General features: G+C 70.2%; 22 protein-coding genes and 1 tRNA gene. 11 read left to right on the top strand and 12 right to left on the bottom strand.

The genetic code is table 11. The annotated features are described in order from the left end of the window. The first annotated feature begins 6 nt into the window (after nt 1-6). Nucleotides 7-774 carry a 3-oxoacyl-ACP reductase gene (locus ABVN73_RS20655; RefSeq protein ID WP_353860090.1) on the top strand — a complete coding sequence of 256 codons (768 nt, stop codon included), beginning with the start codon at nt 7-9 and terminating at the stop codon, nt 772-774. Between the two features lie 121 nt (nt 775-895). Here ABVN73_RS20655 and ABVN73_RS20650 read toward each other — a convergent pair whose 3' ends face one another. The 5 genes from ABVN73_RS20650 to ABVN73_RS20630 all read right to left on the bottom strand — a co-directional run bounded on the left by ABVN73_RS20650 (nt 896) and on the right by ABVN73_RS20630 (nt 2726). Next, complete coding sequence (locus ABVN73_RS20650) at nt 896-1102, bottom strand: DUF6494 family protein (protein ID WP_014198035.1); 207 nt, start codon at nt 1100-1102, stop codon at nt 896-898. 64 nt (nt 1103-1166) lie between these two features. Next, nucleotides 1167-1601, bottom strand: coding sequence for a diheme cytochrome c (locus ABVN73_RS20645; RefSeq protein ID WP_353860089.1), 435 nt, complete (start codon nt 1599-1601; stop codon nt 1167-1169). Nucleotides 1602-1625: 24 nt separating this feature from the next. Beyond that, the gene (locus tag ABVN73_RS20640; RefSeq protein WP_353860088.1) at nt 1626-2048 is read right to left on the bottom strand and encodes a DUF1924 domain-containing protein; all 423 of its coding nucleotides are present in this window, start codon (nt 2046-2048) and stop codon (nt 1626-1628) included. Further along, nucleotides 2045-2584: a hypothetical protein gene (locus ABVN73_RS20635; protein WP_353860087.1), complete on the bottom strand. Its 540-nt coding sequence runs from the start codon at nt 2582-2584 to the stop codon at nt 2045-2047. The genes ABVN73_RS20640 and ABVN73_RS20635 overlap by 4 nt, the downstream gene beginning before the upstream one ends. Beyond that, nucleotides 2571-2726 (bottom strand): hypothetical protein, encoded by a 156-nt coding sequence (locus tag ABVN73_RS20630; protein WP_353860086.1) that lies wholly within the window; start codon nt 2724-2726, stop codon nt 2571-2573. The genes ABVN73_RS20635 and ABVN73_RS20630 overlap by 14 nt, the downstream gene beginning before the upstream one ends. 155 nt (nt 2727-2881) lie before the next feature. Here ABVN73_RS20630 and ABVN73_RS20625 point away from each other — a divergent pair, with 155 nt between their 5' ends. The 4 genes from ABVN73_RS20625 (at nt 2882) to chrA (ending at nt 6739) form a co-directional block, all read left to right on the top strand. Next, nucleotides 2882-3235, top strand: a complete 354-nt coding sequence (locus tag ABVN73_RS20625; RefSeq protein WP_353860085.1) for a PepSY domain-containing protein — start codon at nt 2882-2884, stop codon at nt 3233-3235. Nucleotides 3236-3240: 5 nt separating this feature from the next. Beyond that, on the top strand, nt 3241-3900 hold the full coding sequence (locus ABVN73_RS20620) for a response regulator transcription factor (RefSeq protein ID WP_353860084.1): 660 nt from the start codon (nt 3241-3243) through the stop codon (nt 3898-3900). After that, nucleotides 3897-5255: a sensor histidine kinase gene (locus ABVN73_RS20615; RefSeq protein ID WP_353860083.1), complete on the top strand. Its 1359-nt coding sequence runs from the start codon at nt 3897-3899 to the stop codon at nt 5253-5255. Before ABVN73_RS20620 ends, ABVN73_RS20615 begins: the two co-directional genes overlap by 4 nt. A gap of 92 nt (nt 5256-5347) precedes the next feature. Beyond that, nucleotides 5348-6739 carry a chromate efflux transporter gene (gene chrA / locus ABVN73_RS20610; protein ID WP_353860082.1) on the top strand — a complete coding sequence of 464 codons (1392 nt, stop codon included), beginning with the start codon at nt 5348-5350 and terminating at the stop codon, nt 6737-6739. A 57-nt stretch (nt 6740-6796) separates the two neighbouring features. Here chrA and ABVN73_RS20605 read toward each other — a convergent pair whose 3' ends face one another. From ABVN73_RS20605 to ABVN73_RS20585, 5 genes are all read right to left on the bottom strand, one after another. After that, entirely contained in the window at nt 6797-6967 is a 171-nt protein-coding gene (locus tag ABVN73_RS20605; protein WP_014198041.1) for a hypothetical protein, read from the bottom strand. A gap of 143 nt (nt 6968-7110) precedes the next feature. Further along, nucleotides 7111-7779 (bottom strand): glutathione S-transferase family protein, encoded by a 669-nt coding sequence (locus ABVN73_RS20600; protein ID WP_353860081.1) that lies wholly within the window; start codon nt 7777-7779, stop codon nt 7111-7113. Between the two features lie 101 nt (nt 7780-7880). Continuing rightward, nucleotides 7881-8336, bottom strand: a complete 456-nt coding sequence (locus tag ABVN73_RS20595; protein WP_353860080.1) for a GNAT family N-acetyltransferase — start codon at nt 8334-8336, stop codon at nt 7881-7883. A 187-nt stretch (nt 8337-8523) separates the two neighbouring features. Next, the gene (gene gltB, locus ABVN73_RS20590; protein WP_353860079.1) at nt 8524-13071 is read right to left on the bottom strand and encodes a glutamate synthase large subunit; all 4548 of its coding nucleotides are present in this window, start codon (nt 13069-13071) and stop codon (nt 8524-8526) included. 128 nt (nt 13072-13199) lie between these two features. Beyond that, the gene (locus tag ABVN73_RS20585; protein WP_353860078.1) at nt 13200-14648 is read right to left on the bottom strand and encodes an NAD(P)-dependent oxidoreductase; all 1449 of its coding nucleotides are present in this window, start codon (nt 14646-14648) and stop codon (nt 13200-13202) included. Nucleotides 14649-15040: 392 nt separating this feature from the next. On the opposite strand from ABVN73_RS20585, the gene ABVN73_RS20580 reads away from it, so the two are divergent. Further along, the gene (locus tag ABVN73_RS20580) at nt 15041-15841 is read left to right on the top strand and encodes an undecaprenyl-diphosphate phosphatase (protein WP_353860077.1); all 801 of its coding nucleotides are present in this window, start codon (nt 15041-15043) and stop codon (nt 15839-15841) included. A gap of 27 nt (nt 15842-15868) precedes the next feature. Here the strand turns inward: ABVN73_RS20580 and ABVN73_RS20575 are convergent, their stop codons facing one another. Both ABVN73_RS20575 and ABVN73_RS20570 read right to left on the bottom strand, forming a co-directional pair. Then, nucleotides 15869-17044, bottom strand: coding sequence for an MFS transporter (locus tag ABVN73_RS20575; protein WP_353860076.1), 1176 nt, complete (start codon nt 17042-17044; stop codon nt 15869-15871). 202 nt (nt 17045-17246) lie between these two features. Further along, entirely contained in the window at nt 17247-18236 is a 990-nt protein-coding gene (locus ABVN73_RS20570) for a complex I NDUFA9 subunit family protein (RefSeq protein ID WP_353860075.1), read from the bottom strand. Nucleotides 18237-18464: 228 nt separating this feature from the next. On the opposite strand from ABVN73_RS20570, the gene ABVN73_RS20565 reads away from it, so the two are divergent. The 5 genes from ABVN73_RS20565 (at nt 18465) to ABVN73_RS20545 (ending at nt 22181) form a co-directional block, all read left to right on the top strand. Next, nucleotides 18465-18551, top strand: a tRNA-Leu gene (locus ABVN73_RS20565). 123 nt (nt 18552-18674) lie between these two features. Continuing rightward, nucleotides 18675-19301 carry a ribonuclease H-like domain-containing protein gene (locus ABVN73_RS20560; RefSeq protein ID WP_353860074.1) on the top strand — a complete coding sequence of 209 codons (627 nt, stop codon included), beginning with the start codon at nt 18675-18677 and terminating at the stop codon, nt 19299-19301. Nucleotides 19302-19501: 200 nt separating this feature from the next. After that, a complete protein-coding gene (locus ABVN73_RS20555; RefSeq protein ID WP_353860073.1) occupies nt 19502-20530 on the top strand; it encodes a KpsF/GutQ family sugar-phosphate isomerase in 1029 nt (342 codons plus the stop codon). A gap of 26 nt (nt 20531-20556) precedes the next feature. Further along, entirely contained in the window at nt 20557-21294 is a 738-nt protein-coding gene (lptC, locus tag ABVN73_RS20550) for an LPS export ABC transporter periplasmic protein LptC (RefSeq protein ID WP_353860072.1), read from the top strand. Beyond that, a complete protein-coding gene (locus ABVN73_RS20545) occupies nt 21291-22181 on the top strand; it encodes an LptA/OstA family protein (RefSeq protein WP_353860071.1) in 891 nt (296 codons plus the stop codon). The genes lptC and ABVN73_RS20545 overlap by 4 nt, the downstream gene beginning before the upstream one ends. Nucleotides 22182-22188 lie beyond the last annotated feature (7 nt).

Genomic DNA, 22188 nt, shown 5'->3' with positions numbered 1-22188 from the left:
CCCACCATGGATTTCCGCGACAAGACCGTCCTCGTCACCGGCGCCAGCCGCGGCATCGGCGCCGCCATCGCCAAGGCCTTCGCGGCGGAGGGGGCGGCGGTCGCCGTCAACTACCTCCAGAATGCGGACGCCGCCCAGGCGGTGGTCGCCGCTTGCCGCGAGGCGGGCGGCGACGCCTGGGCGGTCCAGGCCGACGTGACCGACGCCGACGCGGTGACCCGCATGGTGGAGCGCACGGCGGAGGAGTTCGGCAAGATCGACGTGGTGGTGAACAACGCCTTCCGCCCCTACGCCTTCGACCCGGAGAAGCGCAAGCTGTTCTGGGACACCGAGTGGGCGGATTACCGGGGGCAGGTGGATGGGGCGCTGCTCGGCACCTACAACGTCTGCCGGGCGGTGTTGCCGGTGATGCGGCGGCGGCCCGGCGGCAGCATCGTGAACATGGCGACCGACCTCGTCGCCCGGCCCACCGTGCCCTATCACGACTACACGACGGCCAAGGCGGCGCTGGTCGGCTTCAGCCGCAATCTGGCGGCGGAGCTGGGGCCTCTGGGCATCCGCGTCAACTGCGTCGCGCCGGGGCTGGTCTACCCCACCGACGCCAGCCGGGCGACGAAGGAGGACGTGAAGGACGCCATCGTCGCCCAGACCCCCCTGCGCCGCATCGCCACGCCGGAGGACGTGACCGGCCCGGTGCTGTTCCTGGCCTCGGGCTGGAGCCGGTTCATGACGGGGCAGGTGCTGTATGTGGATGGCGGGTTGGTGATGGGGTGACCCTTGCCCCCACCCCAACCCTCCCCCGCTGCGCAGGGGAGGGGGATTCTGGCCCTCCCCTGCGCAGCGGGGGAGGGAGGGATCCGCGAAGCGGGAGGGTGGGGGCAACCAGTGCCGACGCTTACTCCAACGCGATCTCCCCCTTGATCTCGTGCTCCAGCCCGATGCCCTCGACGGTCAGCACGACGCGGGCCTGGAGCGTTTCGTTGCCCTTCAGCTTTCCGGCTTCCATCGCTTCGGTCACGGCGCGCTCGATCTCGCGCTGCGAGGTGACGCCGACGACCTTCAGGTACTTCCGGATGCCCATGTTGAAGGTGTCGTGGTCCATGATGCTCCTCCCTCTCTGATCGCTCCCAAAGACAACCGTCGCGGCAACGCTTTGTCCCGCCCCCTCAGTCGTCCTCGTAGAGGCCGCGGGCGGCGTTGCGGTGGCAGGCTTCGCAGTTGGCCTTGGACAGCACGTCCCTGCGCAGCCAGACCTCCGGGCGGAAGCGGTGCTCGCGCAGCCACCAGCGCTGCTCGGTGATGCGCAGGAGCGCGGGGTCGCCGCGCCCGGCGGCGTTGCCGGTCAGATAGGCGCGGATCTCCGCCGCCGGGCCGGGCGGCAGGCTGGCCTTCTCGCCGAAATGGTCGTCCAGCCCGTCCATGATCCGGGTCCAGCTTCCCGCCGGCAGCAGGCCGGGCTGGAAGGCCATGTGGCATTCCCCGCACTCCTTGCGGGTGGCGTCGTTGGTCACGGGGCGGACGCGCTCGAACTCGTTGGCCGACGCGGCGGCGCCGGGCAGCAGCAGCAGGAGGGCAGTCGCGGCGGCGAAGCGGCGGGGCATGGCGGGGGTCCTCATTGGTTGGCCTCACTGGCCGGCGAGGTAGGTGATGAAGTCGCCCTTCTCCTGCGCCGTGCAGGCGCGGCCGAGGACGTTGGGGCAGTCGCGGTCGAAGCGCTTCTCCATCTCCACCGGATCGGTGAAGCGCTTGGGGTTGGCGGAGACGGCCATCGGCTCGATCCCGCGCCCGGTCCGCTGGTGGCGGCCCCGGGCGGTCGGGTCGGGGGTGTGGCAGGCGGCGCAGGCGTTGGTCTCCGGCTTGCCGCCGCCGTGCGGGCCGAGATAGAGCGCGCGCCCACGCTCGGCGGAGAAGCCGGCGAAGGCGGGCGACTGCGCCGTCGCCTGGGCGGCGTAGCCGTCGAGCAGGGCGGTGCGCGCCGGGTTCGCGGTGGCGGCGATGGCCCCACCCACGGCGAAGATGGCCAGCGTCGGCAGAAGGAAGCGGATCATGGGGCGATGACCTCGTGGCGGGGGGTGGAGCGGGCCCGCCGGCCCGCGGCCTTCTTCAGGCCGAGCAGGGCCAGGACCAGGGCGGCATGAGCCAGCACGACGGGCAGGGAGAATTCGCCCAGCGCCTCGTGCAGCTTTTCGAAGGGGATGACAAAGTCGGCGACCGCTCCGCTGAGCGCGGCAGCCCCCACCACGGCCAGCAGCGCCAGCGCCATCCAGGCGAGCAGCGGGCTGCGCTGTCCCCAGGCCCGCGCCTCGCCCAAGGCGGCGCGGCGCAGCCAGTCCAGCGTGGCGGCCAGGGAGGGGCGGGGCAGGCGCAGCGGTCCCATGGGCATCAGCGCCCCGGCCAGAAGCCGCACCGCCAGCGCGGCCAGCGCCGTGTAGCCGGCGACCTGGTGCATGGCGTAGGTGTCCTCGTCCCCGGTCAGGTAGGCGACGATGAAGGCGCCCGACAGCGCGGCGTGAAAGGCGAACAGGAACAGCAGCCGGCCCGGTGTGCGGCGCGCCTGTTCGGGGCGGGGTTCAGTCGACGTCATGATCGCCCCCCGCGATGGCGGCGGCCAGCGTCCAGGCGGTGCGGGTCATGCCGCCCCCGTCGGACAGGGCCTGGAAGGCGAAGGCCGCCACGGCGATGACGAGCGTCGCGGCGGCGGTGTGGGTCAGCATCCTGCGGATCATCGGCGGTCTCCAAAGCGGCGCTCCCCAAGGGGGGCGTGTCGGTTGCCGCGGAGACTGCGCCGTCCACGCTGAACGGAGCCTGAGCGGCCCATTCAGGTGCCGTTCAGCCGGCTTTGTGCTAACTGGGAAGGTCCATTCGCCCGCCGGTCCCGACCATGAACGCCCTCCGCACCGCCCTGCTGTCCCTGGTTCTCCTCGCCGCCGCCCTGCCGGGGAACGCGGTGGCGGGCGACGATGGCGACCGCGACCATGAACGGGCGCGGGAGGCGTTCCGCTCGGGCCGCGCGCTGCCGCTGGAGGCCATCCTGGCCCGCGCGCAGGCCGATTTCCCCGGCGACATCCTGGACGTCGAGTTCAAGGACGAGGACGGACAGATCGTCTACGAGATCAAGACCATCACCGCCGAAGGCCGCGTCCTGAAGCTGAAATACGACGCCGCGACCGGCGACCTGCTGCGGGTGCGCGGACGCAACGGGAAGGGCGAGGGCGGCCATCATGGGAAGAGGTGAGCGCTATGCGCCTGCTCGTCGTCGAGGATGATCCGGCGCTCGCCCGCCAGCTCGCCGAGCGGCTGGAGGGCGAGGGCTACGCCGTGGACCGCACCGCCGACGGCGAGGAGGCGCAGTTCCTCGGCGAGACCGAACCCTACGACGCCGTCGTGCTGGACCTCGGCCTGCCGCGGGTGGACGGGCTGACGGTGCTGCGCTCCTGGCGCGCGGGCGGGATCGCCACGCCCGTGATCATCCTGACCGCCCGCGGCGCCTGGACGGAGAAGGTCCAGGGCATCGACGCCGGGGCCGACGACTATCTGGCCAAGCCCTTCAGCATGGAGGAGCTGCTGGCCCGCATCCGCGCGCTGATCCGCCGCTCCAAGGGCCACGCCTCGGCGGAGATCGCCTGCGGCAGGGTGGTGCTGGACACCCGCTCGGGCCGGGTCACGCTGGACGGGCGGCCGGTGGACCTGACCGGGCACGAGTTCCGCGTGCTCGACTACCTGATGCACCGCAAGGGGCAGCTCGTCTCCCGCACGGAGCTGACCGAGCACATCTACGCCCAGGATTTCGACCGCGATTCCAACACCATCGAGGTCTTCGTCGGGCGCCTGCGCCGCAAGCTGGGCGCCGACCTGATCAAGACCGTGCGCGGGCTCGGCTACAAGCTGGAGGCGCCGTGAGAGGGGGGTGGCGGCGGCTGACCGGGTCGCTGCGCTTCCGCCTGCTGGCCGGGGCGGCGGTGTGGATCGCGCTGGCCCTGGCGCTGGCCGGGCTGGTGCTGTCGGGCCTGTTCCGCGACCATGTGGCCCGCCGCTTCGAGGCGGAGCTGGCCAACCATCTCGACCAGCTCGCCGCGCTGACCGAGCTGGGGGCGGACGGCGCGCCGGTGCTGCGCCAGCCGCTCAGCGACCCGCGCTTCCGCCGGCCGCTGTCGGGGCTGTACTGGCAGGTCGGGCCGGCGACCGCGCCCGCCCTGCGCTCCCGCTCGCTGTGGGACGAGGCGTTGGCCCTGCCGCCGGACGAGGTGGCGGACGGCGACATCCACCGCCACAGTGTCGTCGGCCCCGCCGGGCGCCGGCTGTCGGTGCTGGAGCGCGCCGTGACCCTCCCCAACGGGACGGCACCCCTGCGCATGGCGGTGGCGCAGGACGAGGCGGAGCTGAGCGCGGTGGTGGCCGACTTCAACCGGGTGCTCTGGCTGTCGCTGGGGGCGCTGGCGCTGGCGCTGATCGCCGCGGCGGTGGTCCAGGTGTCGGTGGGGCTGCGCCCGCTGGTGCGGCTGCGCGCCGAGCTGGCCGCGGTGCGGGCGGGGCGCCGGAAGCGCTTCGGCGGTGACTCCCCGCGCGAGGTGCAGCCGCTGCTCGACGACCTGAACGCCCTGCTGGACCATTCGGAGGAGGTGGTGGTGCGGGCGCGGCTCCAGGCCGGCAACCTCGCCCACGCGCTGAAGACGAACCTCGCCGTGCTGGCGAACGAGGCGGAGGGGGAGGCGGCCGCCCGGCGGGTGGCGGAGATGCGCCGCCACATCGACCACCACATGGCCCGCGCCCGCGCCGCCGCCGCCCGCGGCCTGCCCGGCGTCGCCACCCCGGTGGCCGACAGCGCGGGGGCGCTGGCGCGGGTGATGGAAAAGCTCCAGGGCGGGGGCCGGGGCGGAGGACGGGTGACGGTCGCCGTCCGCGTCCCGCTCGAGCATGTCTTCGCCGGGGAGCGCGAGGACCTCGACGAGATGCTGGGCAACCTGCTGGACAACGCGTTCAAGTGGGCGCGGTCGCGGGTGGAGGTGGCGTCGCGGCTGGAGGCGGGCGGCATGCTGGCGGTGGTGGTCGAGGACGACGGGCCGGGCCTGCCCGCCGACCGGCGCGACGCCGTGCTGGCCCCCGGCGTGCGGCTGGACGAAAGCACGCCGGGCAGCGGGCTCGGCCTCGCCGTCGTGCGCGACGTGGCGCGGCTCTACGGCGGCGACCTGCGTCTGGGCGACTCGCCGCTCGGCGGCCTGCGGGTGGAGCTGGTGCTGCCTGCGGCGGCGTCCTGACCGGCGCAACATGACCGTCACATCTCCGCGCTGGCGGCGGACCGTCCCTTGTGGTCTGAATGGCGCCCCTTCGCGTGCTCCGGAGACGACGCATGACCCAGGCGGACAGCGCCAACGCACCCGGTGTGGACACCGCCGGCCACGGGGTGAGCCTGTGGGAGGCGGTGCGGGTCTGGGCGCGGATCGCGGCGCTGAGCTTCGGCGGGCCGGCCGGCCAGATCGCCATGATGCACCGCGTGGTGGTGGACGAGAAGAGGTGGATCGGGGAGGAGCGGTTCCTCCACGCCCTGAACTACTGCATGCTGCTGCCGGGGCCGGAGGCGCAGCAGCTGGCCGTCTACATCGGCTGGCTGATGCACCGGACGGTGGGCGGGCTGATCGCCGGCGTCCTGTTCGTCCTGCCCGGCGCGCTGTCCATCATGGCGCTCAGCCTGCTCTACGCGACGCTGGGGCACACCGGGGCGGTGCAGGGGCTGTTCTTCGGGCTGAAGGCGGCGGTCCTCGCCGTCGTGCTGGAGGCGGTGGTCCGCGTCGGGCGGCGCACGCTGAGGAACGGGGCGATGGTCGCCCTGTCGGCGGCGGCCTTCCTGGCGATCTTCGCCTTCGACGTCCCGTTCCCCCTGATCATCCTGACCGCCGCCCTGATCGGGCTGGGTGGAGCGCGGCTGGGCCACGCCGCCTTCCGGCCGGTGCCGCACGGGCCGGACCCGTCCGCCCACCGGACCAGCCTTCTGGGCGAGGGGACGCCGGACCACGCGCGCCCCTCCGCCGCCTGGTCGCTGCGGGTCGGGGCGGTGTGCCTCGCCCTGTGGCTGGGCCCGGTGCTGGCTCTGCTGCTGACGCTGGGGCCGGACAACGTGTTCACGGGCATCGCCGTCTTCTTCTCCAAGATGGCGGTGGTGACCTTCGGCGGCGCCTACGCCGTGCTGGCCTATGTGGCGCAGCAGGCGGTGGAGACCTACGGCTGGCTCCATCCCGGCGAGATGCTGGACGGGCTGGGCATGGCGGAGACGACGCCGGGACCGCTCATCATGGTGGTGCAGTTCGTCGGCTTCCTCGGCGCGATGCGCGATCCGGGGGCGCTGCCGCCGCTGCTGGCCGGGGCGCTGGGCGGGCTGCTGACGACCTGGGTCACCTTCGTGCCCTGCTTCCTGTGGATCTTCCTCGGCGCGCCCTATGTGGAGGCGCTGCGCGGCAACCGGATGCTCGGCGGCGCCCTGTCGGCGATCACCGCGGCGGTGGTCGGGGTGATCCTGAATCTGGCGCTGTGGTTCGCCCTGCACACGCTGTTCGCCCGGCTGGAGCCGGTGTCCGTCGCTGGGATGGGGCTGGACCTGCCCGTTCTCGCCAGCGTCAACCTGCCGGCGCTGGCGCTGACCGTCGTGGCGGTGCTGGCGGTGTTCCGCTTCAAGGCGGGGATGCTGCCTACCCTGGGCGCCTGCGCGCTGGCCGGCGTGGCGCTGCGCATGGCCGGGGTGGCGTAAGGCGCTGGGTGACGGTCGCCGCGGGCCGCGCCGGGGACGGCGCGGCCCGGGCCCGGCTCAATGCATCTCCTGAACCTGGGCGATGCGTTCGGTGATTCCTTCGAGGCGGCGGGACAGCTGGTCCTCGTCCTCCGGCGCGATCTGGCCCTTGCGTTGGGCAAGCCGCAGGGCCGCTTGCGCCTCCTCCAGGCAATCGAGCGTGTGACGGACGTAGTCGTGTTGGGCCATGCCCCCATCCTCCTCAGCCGGTCTGCAACCAAAGCGAAACAGACCGGTACGGGTGGGGTTCCATCCATTGGCGGGGCCTATCCCGGTCGGACAGAACGCGGGGGTTGACCGGGGCCGCGTTCCTTCCCGCCGAAGTCGGCGGATCAGAAATCCAGATCGGCGTAATGGCGGGGCGGCGGGCAGCCGGGGATGCTGTCGGACAGCAGGCCGCGGAAGCTGGGGCGTGACTTGATCCGCGCGTACCAGTCCTTGGCCTCCGGCACCTTGTCCCACGGCACGTTGTCCACGTAATCGACGCAGGACAGCGCCGCCGCCGCCGCGATGTCGGCCACCGTGAAGCTGGAGCCGGCCAGCCAGGGGCGGCGTTCCGACAGGAAGGCGATGTATTCCATGTGGTACTGGATGTTCGCCAGCCCGGCGCGGATCGCCGGGGCGTAGGGGTGGCCCTGGCCGGACAGCCGCTTGATCAGCTTCTCGCCGACCAGATTCTCGGTCACCTCGCGGTCGAAGGTCCGGGTGAACCAGTCGACGATCCGGCGCACCTCGGCGCGGGCCGCCACCTCCCGCGGCATCAGCGCCACGTCGGGGTAGGCCTCCTCCAGATACTCCAGAACGGGCAGCCCGCCGGCCACGACGGTTCCGTCCTCCTCCACCAGCACCGGCGGCTCGCCGGCGGGATTCAGCATCAGGAAGTCCTCGCGCCGTTCCCACGGCTTCTCGATGACCGACTCGAAGGGAAGACCCTTCTCGGCCAGCATCACCCGCGCGACGCGGGACAAGGGATGGAGGGGATGGTGATGGAGTGTCCGCATGCCGGGCCGGACTGTAGCGTATGGGGAGCGTGGAAAACAGTCTGCGCTTTGGCCTGTGACGCCGCTCCTTCGGCTTATGGATTAACCGTGCCGAGAGGGTGTCAAAGGGCGGATTTGCGGTAGACCACCAGAGGCTCCGCATGCCCTCCGCTTTCAGCGCCGGGGACCGGGGTCCAGCCGTTGTGCTCGTAGAAGGCGCGGGCCGCCGCGTTGCGCGAGGCGCAGGCCAGTTCGGCGGAGCCGCGCAGCAGGGTCAGCGCCTCGCGCAGCAGCGCGCTGCCGATGCCCCGCCCCCGCCACAGCGGAGCGATGAACAGGTTGTGGATGAAGCGGTCCGCCACATCGACGGAGATGAAGCCGACCACGCCGCCTCCGGCCTCCGCCACCAGCACCTCCTCCCCGTCGACGCAGTCGTAATAGTCGTCCAGGCCGAACCGGTCCTCGGGTTGCCAGGAAAAGGCGGCGCGGCGCCCGTGCAGGAAGATGTCGGCGCAGCGCGGCCCGTCGGCCGCCGTGGCGAAGCGAATGTTGATGCGCGAGCCGCCCTCTGCCGGCATGACGCCCTCCCGTGTGGTTGCGGATGCTCCCAGGCGGTCCTAACAACCCATTCCGCACCAGATTATTCCAAGAACCGGCGCCATGAAAAGGACGCCCGTGCCGTGGCGGGCGTGAAAAACGGCGGCCCGGTTACCCCGGACCGCCGTTCGCGTATGCACAATCGACCTGAGACTTATTGCTTGGGTCTTACTCCGCCGAGATGGCCTTCGGCAGATGGACCGGGACTTCCAGGCGGTTGAGCATTTCCTTCGGCACGACTTGCCAGAACTTGGTCACCTCACGCGCCCAGTCGTTGAGGATCTCGGCGGCGAAGCGGCTCTGCGTCTCCGTCACATGCTCCTCGATCAGGTGCTTGAGCTGGCTCTCGTAATGGCCGACCTCGATGCGCTGGAAGATCACGCTCTCGTCGTTGATGTAGAGCGGCAGGCTGTCGTCCACGTCGTAGACGTAGGCCATGCCGCCCGTCATGCCGGCGGCGAAGTTGTCGCCGACGCGGCCGAGGATGACCGCCGTGCCGCCCGTCATGTACTCGCAGCCGTTGGAGCCGCAGCCCTCGACCACCACGGTGGCGCCGGAGTTGCGGACGGCGAACCGCTCGCCGGCCTGGCCCGCGGCGAACAGCTTGCCCGCCGTCGCGCCGTAGAGGACCGTGTTGCCGATGATCGTGTTCTTGTTGGTCTCCAGCGGGCTGGAGGTCGTCGGACGGACGACGATGGTGCCGCCCGACAGGCCCTTGCCGACATAGTCGTTGGCGTCGCCCATCACCTCAAGCTTGATGCCCTGCACCGCGAAGGCGCCCAGCGACTGGCCGGCGGTGCCGCGCAGGCGGATGGTGATGTGGCCGGGCTGCAGCCCGAACATGCCGAACTTGCGAGTCACCATCGAGGACAGCCGCGTGCCGATGGCGCGCTGCGTGTTGCGGGCGTTGTAGGCGAGCTGCATCTTCTCGCCCTCCTCGAACAGCGGGCGGGCGTCGGCGACGATGCGGGCGTCCAGCGTGTCCGGCACCTCGTTGCGGCCCTGCAGCGTGCAGTAGCGGGCGTTCTCGCCGGGATCGACCTGGGCCAGCAGCGGGTTCAGGTCGAGGTCGTCGAGATGCTCGGCGCCGCGGCTGACCTGATGGAGCAGGTCGGTGCGGCCGATCACCTCGTTCAGCGAGCGGAAGCCCAGCCCGGCCAGGATCTCGCGCACCTCTTCCGCCAGGAAGGTGAAGAGGTTGACGACCTTCTCCGGCGTGCCGACGAACTTCTGGCGCAGCTTGTCGTCCTGCACGCAGACGCCGACCGGGCAGGTGTTGCTGTGGCACTGGCGGACCATGATGCAGCCCATGGCGATCAGGCTGGCGGTGCCGATGCCGAACTCCTCCGCGCCCAGCATGGCGGCGATCACGATGTCGCGGCCGGTCTTCAGGCCGCCGTCGGTGCGCAGCCGCACGCGGTGGCGCAGGCGGTTCAGCGTCAGGACCTGATGCACCTCCGACAGGCCCATCTCCCAGGGCAGGCCGGCGAACTTGATCGAGGTCTGCGGGCTGGCACCCGTGCCGCCGCTGTTGCCGGAGATCAGGATGATGTCGGCGTTGGCCTTGGCGACGCCGGCGGCAATCGTTCCGATACCGGAACGGCTGACCAGCTTCACCGTCACCTTGGCGTCCGGATTGATCTGCTTCAGGTCATAGATGAGCTGGGCCAGATCCTCGATCGAGTAGATGTCGTGGTGCGGCGGCGGGCTGATGAGCATCACGCCCGGCGTCGAGTGACGCAGCCGCGCGATCATCTCGGTCACCTTGAAGCCGGGAAGCTGGCCGCCCTCGCCGGGCTTGGCGCCCTGGGCCACCTTGATCTCCAGCTCGCGGCACTGGTTCAGGTACTCGGCGGTGACGCCGAAGCGGCCCGAGGCCACCTGCTTGATGGCGCTGTTCCAGTTGTCGCCGTTCTTGTCCGGGCGGAAGCGCGCCGGGTCCTCGCCGCCCTCGCCGCTGTCGGACTTGGCGCCGATGCGGTTCATGGCGACGTTCAGCGTGCCGTGGGCCTCGGGCGACAGGGCGCCCATGGACATGCCCGGGGTGATGAAGCGCTTGCGGATCGCGGTGATGCTCTCCACCTCGTCCACCGGCACCGGGGCCTTGGTGGAGCGCAGCTCCAGCAGGTCGCGGAGCTGCATCGGCGGGCGCTTGTTCACCTGCTCGCTGTACTTCTTGAAGGTGGTGTAGCTGTCGTTGGTCACCGCCTGCTGCAGCGTGTGGATCACGCCGCCTTCCCAGCCGTGGCGGTCGCCCGACTTGCGGAAGCGGTAGAAGCCGCCGACCGGCAGGGCCACGACCTCCTCGTTGTAGGCGCTGGCGTGCTGCTCCAGCACCTTCTTCTGGATGCCGTTCAGGCCGATGCCGGAGATGCGGCTGACCATCGCCGGGAAATGCTCGGCGACGAGCGCGCGCGACAGGCCGATGGCCTCGAAGTTGCCGCCGCCACGGTAGCTGCTGATGACCGAGATGCCCATCTTGGACATGATCTTCAGCAGGCCGTCGTCGATGGCCTTCTTGTAGTTGGCCATGCCCTTTTCCAGCGGCATGGAGCCGAACAGGCCGCGGCGGTGACGCTCGGCGATGGCCTCCTGGGCGAGGTAGGCGTTGACCGTGGTGGCGCCGACGCCGATCAGAACGGCGAAGTAGTGGGTGTCCAAACCCTCCGCCGTGCGCACGTTCAGCGAGGTGAAGGTGCGCAGGTTGGAGCGGATCAGGTGCGTGTGCACGGCACCGGTGGCGAGGATCGCCGGGATGGCGGCGCGCGCCGCGCCCATCGCCTCGTCGGTCAGGATGACGTGGGTGGCGCCGCCGCGCACGGCGTCCTCCGCCTCCTGGCGGATGCGGCGCAGCGCGTCGCGCAGGGCCTCCGGGCCGCCGTCGACCGGGAAGGTCGCGTCGATCTCGGCCGCCGTGTCGCCCATGTAGTCGCGCATGGCGCGGAACTCGGCGGTCGTCAGGACCGGCGATTCGAGCTGCAGCAGGCGCGTCTGCGTCTCGTCCTCGTCCAGGATGTTGCCGAGGTTGCCGAGCCGCGTCTTCAGGCTCATCACCCGGCGCTCACGGAGCGAGTCGATGGGCGGGTTGGTGACCTGGGAGAAGTTCTGGCGGAAGAAGTGGTGCAGGCCGCGGTACTTGTCGGACAGCACGGCGATGGGGCTGTCGTCGCCCATCGAGCCGATGGCCTCCTTCCCGTCCTCCACCATCGGGTGCAGGATCAGCTCCATGTCTTCCATGGTCAGGCCGAAGGCCTGCTGGCGGCGGCGCAGCTCGGCCTTGTCCATGTCCGACGGCTCGCCCTTCAGCGAGGCGGTCTTGACCAGCTCGTCCAGGTGGGTGGTGTTCTGCACCCACTTGTCCCACGGCTTCAGCGTGGCGAGATGGTCCTTCAGCTCGCGGTCGCGGTAGAGCTTGCCGGCCTGCAGGTCGACGGCGATCATCTCGCCCGGGCCGAGGCGGCCCTTCTCGATGACCTGGGTCTCGTCGATCTTCACCATGCCCGTCTCGGACCCGCCGATGATCAGGCCGTCGGTGGTGATCGTGTAGCGCATCGGGCGCAGGCCGTTGCGGTCCATGCCGCCGACGACCCAGCGGCCGTCGGTCATGGCCAGCGCCGCCGGGCCGTCCCACGGCTCCATGACGGAGTTGCAGTACTGGATCAGCGCCTTGTGGTTGTCCGGCGTGGTCTGCGAGCTGGTCAGCGCCTGCGGCACCAGCATCATCTTGACCATCGGGGCCGTGCGGCCGGCGCGGACCATCACCTCGAACACGGTGTCGAGCGAGCCGGAGTCCGACAGGCCGACGCCGATCACCGGCTTCAGGTCCTGCATGTGGGTGCCGAAGGCCGGATGCTCCATCCGGGTCTCGTGCGCCTTCATCCAGTTGACGTTGCCCTTGACCGTGTTGATCTCGCCGTTGTGGGCGAGCATGCGGAAGGGCTGGGCCAGCGGCCAGGTCGGGAAGGTGTTGGTCGAATAGCGCTGGTGGTAGATGGCGAAGTCGGACTCGAAGCGCTCGTCCAGCAGGTCCGGGTAGAAGGTGGTCAGCTGCTCCGCCAGGAACATGCCCTTGTAGATGATCGAGCGGGCGGACAGCGAGCAGATGTAGAAGTCGTTGATCTGCTCACCCTTCACCGCCTTCTCGATGCGGCGGCGGATGATGTAGAGGTCCAGCTCGAACTGCTCGTCGGACACGCCCTTGTTGTTGCCGACGATGATCTGCTCGATCTCCGGACGGGTCGCGTTGGCCTTCTCGCCGATGATGTCGACGTTGATCGGCACCTGGCGCCAGCCGTAGATGTAGTAGCCGAAGGCGAGGATCTCGGTCTCGACGATGCAGCGGCAGGCTTCCTGCGCGTCCAGGCTGATGCGCGGCAGGAAGACCTGGCCGACGGCCAGCTTGTTGTCCGGCGCGCGGTGGCCGATGACCTTCACATGGTCTTTGAAGAACTTCTGCGGCACGGCGACGTGGATGCCGGCGCCGTCGCCCGTCTTGCCGTCGGCGTCCACGGCGCCGCGGTGCCAGACGGCCTTCAGCGCCTCGATGCCTTTCTCGACCACCGAGCGGCGGGGCTTGCCGTCGATCGCGGCGATGAAGCCGACGCCGCAGGCGTCGTGCTCATCCTCCGGGTTGTAGGCGTTGGCAGTGGTCAGCGCCGCGGCGTTGGCGCGGAAGTCGGCGACGAACTGCTCACCCTGGTTCAACTCGGTGGTCATCGGTGGACCCTTTCAGTCAGTCTGTTTGACGGGGGCAGTCTGTTCGGAAGGGGGACTTCGCCCCTTCACCCCCGCCAGGGGCCGAAATGGACCCCTGGAACCCGCGGAATTATGGATTGTTGCGGCTTTTATTCCGCCGCGACGGCGACCGGAGCCTCGGCCTTCGCCTTGGCGTAGGCGTGGATGCCCTCGGCCGCGTCGCGGCCGTCTCGGATGGCCCACACCACCAGCGAGGCGCCGCGCACGATGTCGCCGGCGGCGAACACGCCGTCCATGTTGGTCATCTTGCTGCGGTGGTCGACCAGCAGCGTGCCCCAGCGGGTGACCTTCAGCTCCGGCTCGCCGAAGGCGTTGGGCAGGTCCTCCGGCTCGAAGCCGAGCGCCTTGATGACCAGATCGGCCTGGACCGTGAATTCCGATCCCTCGATCACCTGCGGGGTCTGGCGGCCGGTGGCGTCGGCGACGCCCAGATGGATGCGCACGGCGCGCACGCCGGTCACCACCGTGTCGCCGGTGAAGCCTTCGGGGGCGGCCTGCCAGATGAACTCCACGCCCTCCTCCTCGGCGTGGGCGACCTCGCGCTGCGAGCCCGGCATGTTCTTGCGGTCGCGGCGGTACAGACACTTGACGGACGTGGCGCCCTGGCGGATGGCCGTGCGCACGCAGTCCATGGCGGTGTCGCCGCCGCCCAGGACCACCACATGCTTGCCCGCGGCGTTCAGGGAGCCGTTCTCGTACGCCTCCACCGTGTCGCCCAGGCTGACCTTGTTGGAGGTGGTCAGGTAGTCCAGCGCCGCCACGATGTTGCCCAGGCCCGAGCCCGGCGCCTTGATGTCGCGCGCCTTGTAGACGCCGGTGGCGACCAGCACGGCGACGTGCTTGCGGCGCAGCTCCGGCAGGGAGGCGTCGCGGCCCACCTCGAAGTTCGGGTGGTAGACCACCCCGGCGTCGGCCAGCAGCTTGACGCGGCGCTCGACCACCGACTTCTCCAGCTTGAAGCCGGGGATGCCGTAGACCAGCAGGCCGCCCATGCGGTCGTAGCGGTCGTAGACGTGCACCTCGTAGCCCTTGGCGCGCAGCTCCTCCGCGGCGGCGAGGCCGGCGGGACCGGCGCCGATGATGCCGACCGAGACGCCCAGCTCGCGCGACGGCTTGCGCGGCTTCACCCAGCCCTGATCCCAGGCGGTGTCGTTGATGTACTTCTCCACCGACCCGATGGTGACGGCGCCGTGGGTGGACTGCTCGATGACGCAGTTGCCCTCGCACAGGCGGTCCTGCGGGCAGATGCGGCCGCAGATCTCCGGGAAGTTGTTGGTGGCCTGGGAGACCTCGTAAGCCTCCTCCAGCCGGCCTTCGGAGGTCAGCTTCAGCCAGTCGGGGATGTTGTTGGAGACCGGGCAGTGCACCTGGCAGAAGGGAACGCCGCATTGCGAGCAGCGGTTGGCCTGCTCGTTGGCGCGCTCGTCGGAGAAGCGGGCGTAGATCTCGGCGAAATCCTGGCGGCGCTCCGCGGCCGGGCGTTTGTCGGGCATCCGCTGCGCGGTGTGCACGAAGCCCAACATCCTCTGGTTCGCCATAACGCCTGCTCCTTCTTCCCGTGTCCCGTGCATGGGGACGGCGCCGGCGGCCGGGCGACCCTTCCTCGTGCCGGTGGGGCACGGCGAGGGGCGTGGCCGCAGTGAAAACGAAAGCCCGCGGTCACGCGGTCTGAACGTCATATACCGCAAGAGAAGGCGCCGCGCGAGCATATTTTCGCCGTTAGGACAGGATAGCTGACCAAACCGTGACTCGATGTCGCGGAGGCCTCCGGGAACGGCCGGAGTGCTTGAAAAACAAGCAAGAAAATTAGGACCGATCCGGGACTATCGCCCAATTAGGGGTATCGCCCCATGGGTCGTCGCCTTCGCCATGTTGCGCTGCTATAAGCCGGACATTGCCATCCGCCATCCTGTCAGAGGCCACGCGCCGCATGCTGATCGACCAATATCTGGACGCCGCTTTGCTCGGCCTGATCGAAGGGCTGACCGAATTCCTGCCGGTCTCGTCCACCGGCCACCTGATCATTTTCGACACCCTGCTGGGCTTCGAAGGGCCGCCGGGCAAGGTGTTCGAGGTGGTGATCCAGCTCGGTGCGATCCTGGCGATCTGCACGGTCTATTTCGCCCGGCTGTGGAACGTGGTCACCGGCCTGAAGGACGATCCGGGCGCCCGTCACTTCGCCATGGCGGTGATCCTGGCCTTCCTGCCGGCGATGGTGCTGGGGGCGGCGCTGCACGGCGTCATCAAGGCGGTGCTGTTCAACCCGACGGTGGTGAGCATCGCGCTGATCCTGGGCGGCGTCGGCATCCTGATGGCGGAACGGCTGGTGCCGGTCCCGCGCTATCACCAGATCGAGCGCTTCCCGGCGCCGCTCGCCCTCAAGATCGGCCTGTGCCAGTGTCTGGCGCTGGTGCCGGGCGTGTCGCGCTCGGGCGCCACGATCATCGGCTCGCTGCTGATGGGGGTGGACCGGCGGACCGCCGCGGAATTCTCCTTCTTCCTGGCGATCCCGACCATGGCCGGCGCCACGGTCTATGACCTCTACAAGAACTGGAGCCTGATGAACGTCGACTCCGCGCTGCTGATCGGGGTCGGCTTCGTCACCGCCTTCGTCGCGGCGGCGCTGGTGGTCAAGGTGCTGGTGGATTTCGTCGGGCGCTACGGCTTCGCGCCCTTCGCCTGGTACCGCATCGCCATCGGCACGGGGATGCTGGCGTTCCTCTATCTGTGATCGGAACGGGCCGGTCTCCCGCGCGCCTCAGCCCTGCCGGGCGACGGCGCGCGAGGAGGCCGCGGCGATGACCAGCGCCAGCGCGGCGACCAGGGCGAAGGAAAAGCCCACCGTGCTGGCCTCCGCCACGAAGCCGAGCAGGGCCGGGCCGGTCAGCACCCCGGCGTAGCCGAGGGTCGCCACCGCGGCGATGGCCTGGCCGGCCTCTCCCTCCGCCTTGGCCCCGGCGGCGCTGAACAGCACGGGCACCACGTTCGACAGGCCGAGCCCGGTCAGCCCGAACCCGGCGACCGCCACCACCGGCCCGCCGCTGGTCAGCGCGACGGCCAGCCCGGCGAAGGCCAGCACCGCCCCGGCGCGGACCAGCAGCGGTCCGCCGAACCGCTGGCGCAACCGGTCGCCGCAGAAGCGGCCCACCGCCATGGCGCCGGAAAAGACCGCGAAGCCCAGCGCCGCGATCGACGCGGCCCCGCCCAGATCCTCGCGCAGATAGACGGCGCTCCAGTCCAGGATCGCGCCCTCGCTCATGAAGGCCAGGAAGGTCAGCGCGCCCAGCAGCAACGTGCCGCGGTCGGGCAGGGCGAGGCCAGAAGGCTCCGCCTGCTGGTCGGCGCTTCCGGGCAGGAAGCGGCGCTGCAGCGCGACGAACAAAAGCAGCAGGGCCGCGGCGAGGAGGGAGGCCTGGACCGGCGGCGGCAGGACCTGCAGCAGCAGCCCGCCGACCCCGGCGCCGAACAGGCCGCCCAGACTCCACATGCCGTGCAGCGACGACATGATGGGCCGCCCGAGATGGCGTTCCACCAGGGCGCCGTGGGCGTTCATCGCCACGTCCATGGTGCCGCCCGCCGCCCCGAACAGGAACAGCACCGCGCACAAGGACAGCAGGTCCGGCATCAGCGCCGGCAGCGGCAGGATCACGGCGAACAACAGCGCGGTGAGCCGGATCACCGGGGCGCTGCCGACGCGGCCGAGCAGCGGGCCGGTGCCGACCATGGCTGTCAACGCCCCGGCGGCGAGGCAGAGCAGGGCGACGCCGAGCACGCCGGGGCTGAGGTCCAGGTGATCCTTGATCGCCGGGATCTGGGTCGCCCAGACGCCGAAGACCGACCCGTTGACGAAGAAGGCCGCCAGGGAGGCCAGCCGGGCCCCCGGGGCGCGGTCGGCGAATTCCCGTATGGTGAAATCCTGCGTTGCGGCCTGCATGACTCCCCACGCTCCTTCCGTCGCCCCGATGAAGGGGCCAGATGCGGCAGGACGGCGCGGGAATCAAGGCCGCGCGCCGCAGGTCACCCTTGCGTGGCGCCGCCATGCGGGATGGCCGGGCCCCGAAACGGCGAAAGCCCCGGCGGCGGGCCGGGGCTTTCGTGTCGATGGCGCCAGACCATGACGCCAGACCCGTCGAGGGTCAGTGCGCGCCGGAATGGTTCCCGGCGTCGCGCGGCATCGTGTTGGATTTCCCCCCGACGATGAAGCGCGACAGGTAGGTCGGCAGGATCACCTCGCAGCTCGACAGGCTGGTGATGCCCAGCTCCTTGAAGCCCGGCGCGCCGGCGGCGGCGACGTTGTCGGTCTTCAGCATCTCCACCTGGTCGCGGGTCAGCGGCGGGGCGACGATCGGCGGCACCTTCTCCAGCAGGCCGCCCAGCGTCTCCGCCACGTTCCAGGGAACCGGGACGAGGAAGCGCTTGCGGCGGATCTCGCGCAGCATGAGCTGCATCAGCTCCTTGAAGCTGTAGACGCGCGGGCCGCCCAGCTCGAAGGTCTTGCCGGCCGCCGAGTCCAGCGTCGCGGCGGCGGCGATGGCGTCGGCCAGATCGCCGACATACACCGGCTGGAACTTCGTCGCCCCGCCGATCAGCGGCAGCGCCGGGGAAACCTGCGCCATGGCGGCGAACCTGTTGAAGAAGCCGTCCTCCGGCCCGAAGACGATGCTCGGGCGGATGATGGTGGCGCCGGGGAAGGCCTGCGTCACCGCCTGCTCGCCCGCCGCCTTGGACTTGGCGTAGGCCGAGGCCGACCGGGCGTCGGCGCCGATGGCCGAGACATGGACGAGACGGCGCACGCCGCTGGCCTTGGCGATGCGGGCGATGCGCGCCGGGGCGTCGACATGCACGGTCTGGAAGTTCCAGGCCCCGCGCTCGTACAGCGTGCCGATCAGGTTGATGACGGTGTCCGCGCCCTGAATGGCCCGCGCGACGGACTGGTCGTCCTTCACGTCGGCGGCCATCGGCACGATCTGGCCGACCGAGCCGGCGGTCTTCAGGAAGTTGGCCTGGTTCGGATGGCGCGACACCACGCGCACGATGGCGCCGGTCTTGGCGAGGCGGCGAATGAGATGGCGGCCGACGAATCCCGAACCGCCGAACACCGTGACCACTTCAGAGCGATAGGACATCGACCTTCTCCCGTGCCGTTGGGCCCGCAAATTCTTGCCTCCGGGCCACGCGCCAGCGGGGCGGGGCGACCGGATCGGGGGTTGCTTATATAGAAACCTCCCGGAAGAGGCTAGGGTCTGACGCGCCGGCCGCGGCCCATTTCGCGCCCGGCGGGGCTTTCGGCGCGATCGTGAAAAAAAGCTGTTGACGGGCCTTCGCCGGACGGCTACATAAGCGGCCCACACCGAGCCCAGGTGGCGGAATTGGTAGACGCGCAGGTTTCAGGTACCTGTGGCAGAAATGTCGTGGAAGTTCGAGTCTTCTCCTGGGCACCATATCTACCCGGCTGCGCCGCATGCTACGGACCTCCCCCAGCGGGACGGACAAGTGGCAGAGCGGCGTTCGTCGTTTCTGGGGTCCGTGGCCGGGGGCCGTCCTAACGAGCGGGAAGCCACCCAATGCCCATCGACCTCCATGACGGCGACCTGCCGGACGGTCTCGACCTGAAGTCCCTCGCCCGTGGCGGCGCCGTCGCCATCGACACCGAGACCATGGGGCTGAACCCCCACCGCGACCGGCTCTGCCTGGTCCAGCTTTCCCCCGGCGACGGTACGGTGCATCTGGTCCAGTTCCGCAAGGGCCGGTACGAGGCGCCGAACCTGAAGCGCCTGCTCGCCGATCCCGACGTCACCAAGCTGTTCCATTTCGCCCGCTTCGACGTGGCGGTGATGCAGGCCTATCTCGGCGTCGTCTGCCAGCCCGTCTACTGCACCAAGGTGGCGTCCAAGCTGGTCCGCACCTTCACCGACAAGCACGGGCTGAAGGATCTGGTGAAGGACCTGCTGGGGGTGGAGCTGTCCAAGCAGCAGCAGTCCTCCGACTGGGGTGCGGCGGAGCTGACCCCGGAGCAGATGAAATACGCCGCCTCCGACGTTCTGCACCTGCACGACCTCAAGGAGAAGCTCGACGTCATGTTGGCGCGCGAGGGGCGGACCCATCTCGCCAAGGCCTGCTTCGATTTCCTGCCGGCCCGCGGCGAGCTGGACCTCGGCGGCTGGGAGCAGCCGGACATTCTGTCTCATTGAGGACTGTCTCATTGAGGGCCGGCGCCGGGACGGGAGCCCCGGTGGAATAGGTCAAGCCCTCCGGACGTTGATTTGACCGGACGCGCGCGGGTGGGCATACTGCCCGCGCGGCGGCTGGCGCGTTGTCGCGGATACGCGCGCTGCCAGCCGGGGTACCCTTTTTCGGCCCGATGGGCCAACCAGAAGAGGCAAGCACCGCCTTGACGAGCCTGACCGCATCCAGCCTGGCATCCAGTCTGATCGATCGACCGGCCGACGGCGCGCCGGACGCCGCGGCCGACCGCGACGTCGCGAGCGCCCGGCGCGTCCTGCGGATGGAGGCCGATGCCCTGACCGCGCTGGCGGACGGGCTGGACGGCGCCTTCGTGCGGGCGCTGGACCGGCTGGCCGGGATAACCGGGCGCGTCGTCGTCTCCGGCATGGGCAAATCCGGCCATGTGGCGCGCAAGATCGCCGCGACCCTGGCCTCCACCGGCACGCCGGCCTTCTTCGTCCATCCGGGCGAGGCGAGCCACGGCGACCTCGGCATGATCGCCCGGCAGGACGCGGTCATCGCCCTGTCCAATTCCGGCGAGACGCACGAGCTGTCGGACATCGTCGCCTACACCCGCCGCTTCGACATCCCGCTGATCGGCATCACCCGGCGCGCCGGCTCCTCGCTGGCCGAGCAGTCGGACGTGGCGCTGGTGTTGCCGCCGGCCCCGGAGGCCTGCCCGCTGGGGCTGGCCCCGACCACGTCGAGCACGATGATGCTGGCGCTGGGCGACGCCCTGGCGGTGGCTCTGCTGGAGCGCCGCGGCTTCACGGCGGCGGATTTCAAGCAGTTCCACCCCGGCGGCCAGCTCGGCCGGGCGCTGCTGAAGGTGACCGACGTGATGCACAAGGGCGAGGATATGCCCCTGTGCGCCTTGGATACGCCGCTTTCCACCGTCATATTCGAGATGACGGCCAAGCGGCTGGGCTGCGTCGGCGTGCTCGACGCCGCGGGCGCGCTGGCCGGCGTCATCACGGACGGCGACCTCCGCCGCCATCTGACGCCGGAGCTGTGGGCGGAGCGCGCCGACAGCATCATGTCACCGCGGCCCAAGACGATCCGGCCCAAGGCGCTGGTCGAGGAGGCGCTGCGGGAGATGAACGCGAAGCAGATCACCAGCCTGTTCGTGGTGGAGGCGGACCGGCCGCTCGGTGTTGTGCACATTCACGATTGCCTGCGCGCCGGGGCGGCGTGACGGACAGCCGGAGGACGGTTGGCGCCATGGACAGCGACCTGAAGGATCGGACGGTGAAGACAAAGGAGCGGCGGGCCGACGCGTCTGCCCTGGCCGCGCCGCTTGTGGCGATGCCGGGGGCGGCTCCCGACGGCGAGGCGGGCAAGCGCGTCCACCAGCGCCGGAGGATCCGGCCCGTCAGCCGGGTCTACAGCCGCTTCGTCACCGGCATGAAGTTCGCGCTGCCGGCTCTGGCGCTGGCGGTGATGGCGCTGATCGCCGTCTGGCCCTCGCTGACCGAACTGCCGACCCTGCGCATCTCGGCCGACAAGGGCCAGCTGGAGATGATCAAGCCGCGCTACGTCGCGGTGGACGAGGACAACCAGCCCTTCTCGCTGGTGGCGGCCAAGGCCGACCGGATCGCCGACCAGCCGGACGTCATGCTGCTCGACCAGCCGGAGGCCGAGATGACCCAGACCGATGGCACCTGGGTGACCATCCGCTCCGACAAGGGCTGGTACAACCAGGTGACCGGCATCCTGAAGATGCGGGGCCATGTCCGCGTCATGCGCGACGACGGCAACGAATTCACCACCGAGGAAGCGGAATCCGACATCCGCAAAGGCACCGCCTGGGGCGATGTCCATGTCGTGGGCCAGGGGCCGCAGGGCGTCATCAACGCCGAGGGCTTCCGCCTGTCCGACCGTGGCAAGACGATGGTGTTCCTGAACCAGTCCAAGGCCGACGTCCAGGCCGCCGAAAGCCCGGGAGGAAAGACGCGTTGAGTGCAGCCACCCTTGCGGCCCCGCTGATGGCCGCGTTCCTCCTGCTGTCGGGGGCGTCGATCCCGGCGGCGGCCCAGGGGCTGCCCGGCCTCGGCGGCGGACCCAACCCGGTCGAGGTCAACGCCGATCAGGCCATCGAGTGGCACCAGGACGTGCGCGCCTATGTGGCGCGCGGCAACGCCTCGGCCAAGCGCGCCGACAGCACCGTCTACGCCGACGTTCTGACCGCCTACTACCGCGAGGTGCCCGGCAAGGGGAACGAGGTGTTCCAGCTTCTCGCCGAAGGCAACGTGCGCATCGTCAGCCCGACCCAGGAGGTCTTCGGCGAGCGCGGCGTCTACGACGTGGACAAGCAGGTGGCCGTGGTCACGGGACGCAACCTCAAGCTGGTCACCCGCACCGACATCGTGACGGCGCGCGACACGCTGGAATATTACGAGGCGAAGAACCTGACGGTGGCCCGCGGCGACGCCGTGGCCGTGCGCATCGCCAACGGCGACCGGCTGCGCGCCGACATCCTGATCGGCCAGCTCAAGAAGATGCCCGACGGCTCGACGCAGATGGAGCGCATCGACGGCGCCGGCAGCGTGGTGGTGACCACCGCGACCGACGTCGCGCTGTCGGACAAGCTGGTCTATTCGGTGGCCGACGAGACGGCGGTGCTGTTGGGCAACGTCAAGATCACCCGCAACGACAACCAGCTCAATGGCGACGCCGCCGAGATGAACATGAAGACCAAGGTCAACCGGGTGATCGCCGGCCCCGCCACCGGCGGGCGGGTGATGGGCCTGCTGATTCCCGGCCAGGAGCCGGGCGCCCCGGGTGGCGCGGCCTCCGCCCGCCGTCCCACCGCCCAGCCGGGCGGCACGCCCGCGGCGAAGCCCTGACGACCCG

Origin of the sequence: Azospirillum formosense (assembly GCF_040500525.1) — a bacterium.
GTDB lineage: Bacteria > Pseudomonadota > Alphaproteobacteria > Azospirillales > Azospirillaceae > Azospirillum > Azospirillum formosense_A.
The sequence above is the reverse complement of the archived record's forward strand: the minus strand, read 5'-3'. Positions and strand labels throughout refer to the sequence as shown.

Coding starts and splice junctions, on each gene's coding strand:
- ABVN73_RS20655 (WP_353860090.1), top strand. CDS start 7: ATGGATTTCCGCGACAAGACCGTCCTCGTCACCGGCGCCAGCCGCGGC.
- ABVN73_RS20650 (WP_014198035.1), bottom strand. CDS start 1,102: ATGGACCACGACACCTTCAACATGGGCATCCGGAAGTACCTGAAGGTC.
- ABVN73_RS20645 (WP_353860089.1), bottom strand. CDS start 1,601: ATGCCCCGCCGCTTCGCCGCCGCGACTGCCCTCCTGCTGCTGCTGCCC.
- ABVN73_RS20640 (WP_353860088.1), bottom strand. CDS start 2,048: ATGATCCGCTTCCTTCTGCCGACGCTGGCCATCTTCGCCGTGGGTGGG.
- ABVN73_RS20635 (WP_353860087.1), bottom strand. CDS start 2,584: ATGACGTCGACTGAACCCCGCCCCGAACAGGCGCGCCGCACACCGGGC.
- ABVN73_RS20630 (WP_353860086.1), bottom strand. CDS start 2,726: ATGATCCGCAGGATGCTGACCCACACCGCCGCCGCGACGCTCGTCATC.
- ABVN73_RS20625 (WP_353860085.1), top strand. CDS start 2,882: ATGAACGCCCTCCGCACCGCCCTGCTGTCCCTGGTTCTCCTCGCCGCC.
- ABVN73_RS20620 (WP_353860084.1), top strand. CDS start 3,241: ATGCGCCTGCTCGTCGTCGAGGATGATCCGGCGCTCGCCCGCCAGCTC.
- chrA (WP_353860082.1), top strand. CDS start 5,348: ATGACCCAGGCGGACAGCGCCAACGCACCCGGTGTGGACACCGCCGGC.
- ABVN73_RS20605 (WP_014198041.1), bottom strand. CDS start 6,967: ATGGCCCAACACGACTACGTCCGTCACACGCTCGATTGCCTGGAGGAG.
- ABVN73_RS20600 (WP_353860081.1), bottom strand. CDS start 7,779: ATGCGGACACTCCATCACCATCCCCTCCATCCCTTGTCCCGCGTCGCG.
- ABVN73_RS20595 (WP_353860080.1), bottom strand. CDS start 8,336: ATGCCGGCAGAGGGCGGCTCGCGCATCAACATTCGCTTCGCCACGGCG.
- gltB (WP_353860079.1), bottom strand. CDS start 13,071: ATGACCACCGAGTTGAACCAGGGTGAGCAGTTCGTCGCCGACTTCCGC.
- ABVN73_RS20585 (WP_353860078.1), bottom strand. CDS start 14,648: ATGGCGAACCAGAGGATGTTGGGCTTCGTGCACACCGCGCAGCGGATG.
- ABVN73_RS20580 (WP_353860077.1), top strand. CDS start 15,041: ATGCTGATCGACCAATATCTGGACGCCGCTTTGCTCGGCCTGATCGAA.
- ABVN73_RS20575 (WP_353860076.1), bottom strand. CDS start 17,044: ATGCAGGCCGCAACGCAGGATTTCACCATACGGGAATTCGCCGACCGC.
- ABVN73_RS20570 (WP_353860075.1), bottom strand. CDS start 18,236: ATGTCCTATCGCTCTGAAGTGGTCACGGTGTTCGGCGGTTCGGGATTC.
- ABVN73_RS20560 (WP_353860074.1), top strand. CDS start 18,675: ATGCCCATCGACCTCCATGACGGCGACCTGCCGGACGGTCTCGACCTG.
- lptC (WP_353860072.1), top strand. CDS start 20,557: ATGGACAGCGACCTGAAGGATCGGACGGTGAAGACAAAGGAGCGGCGG.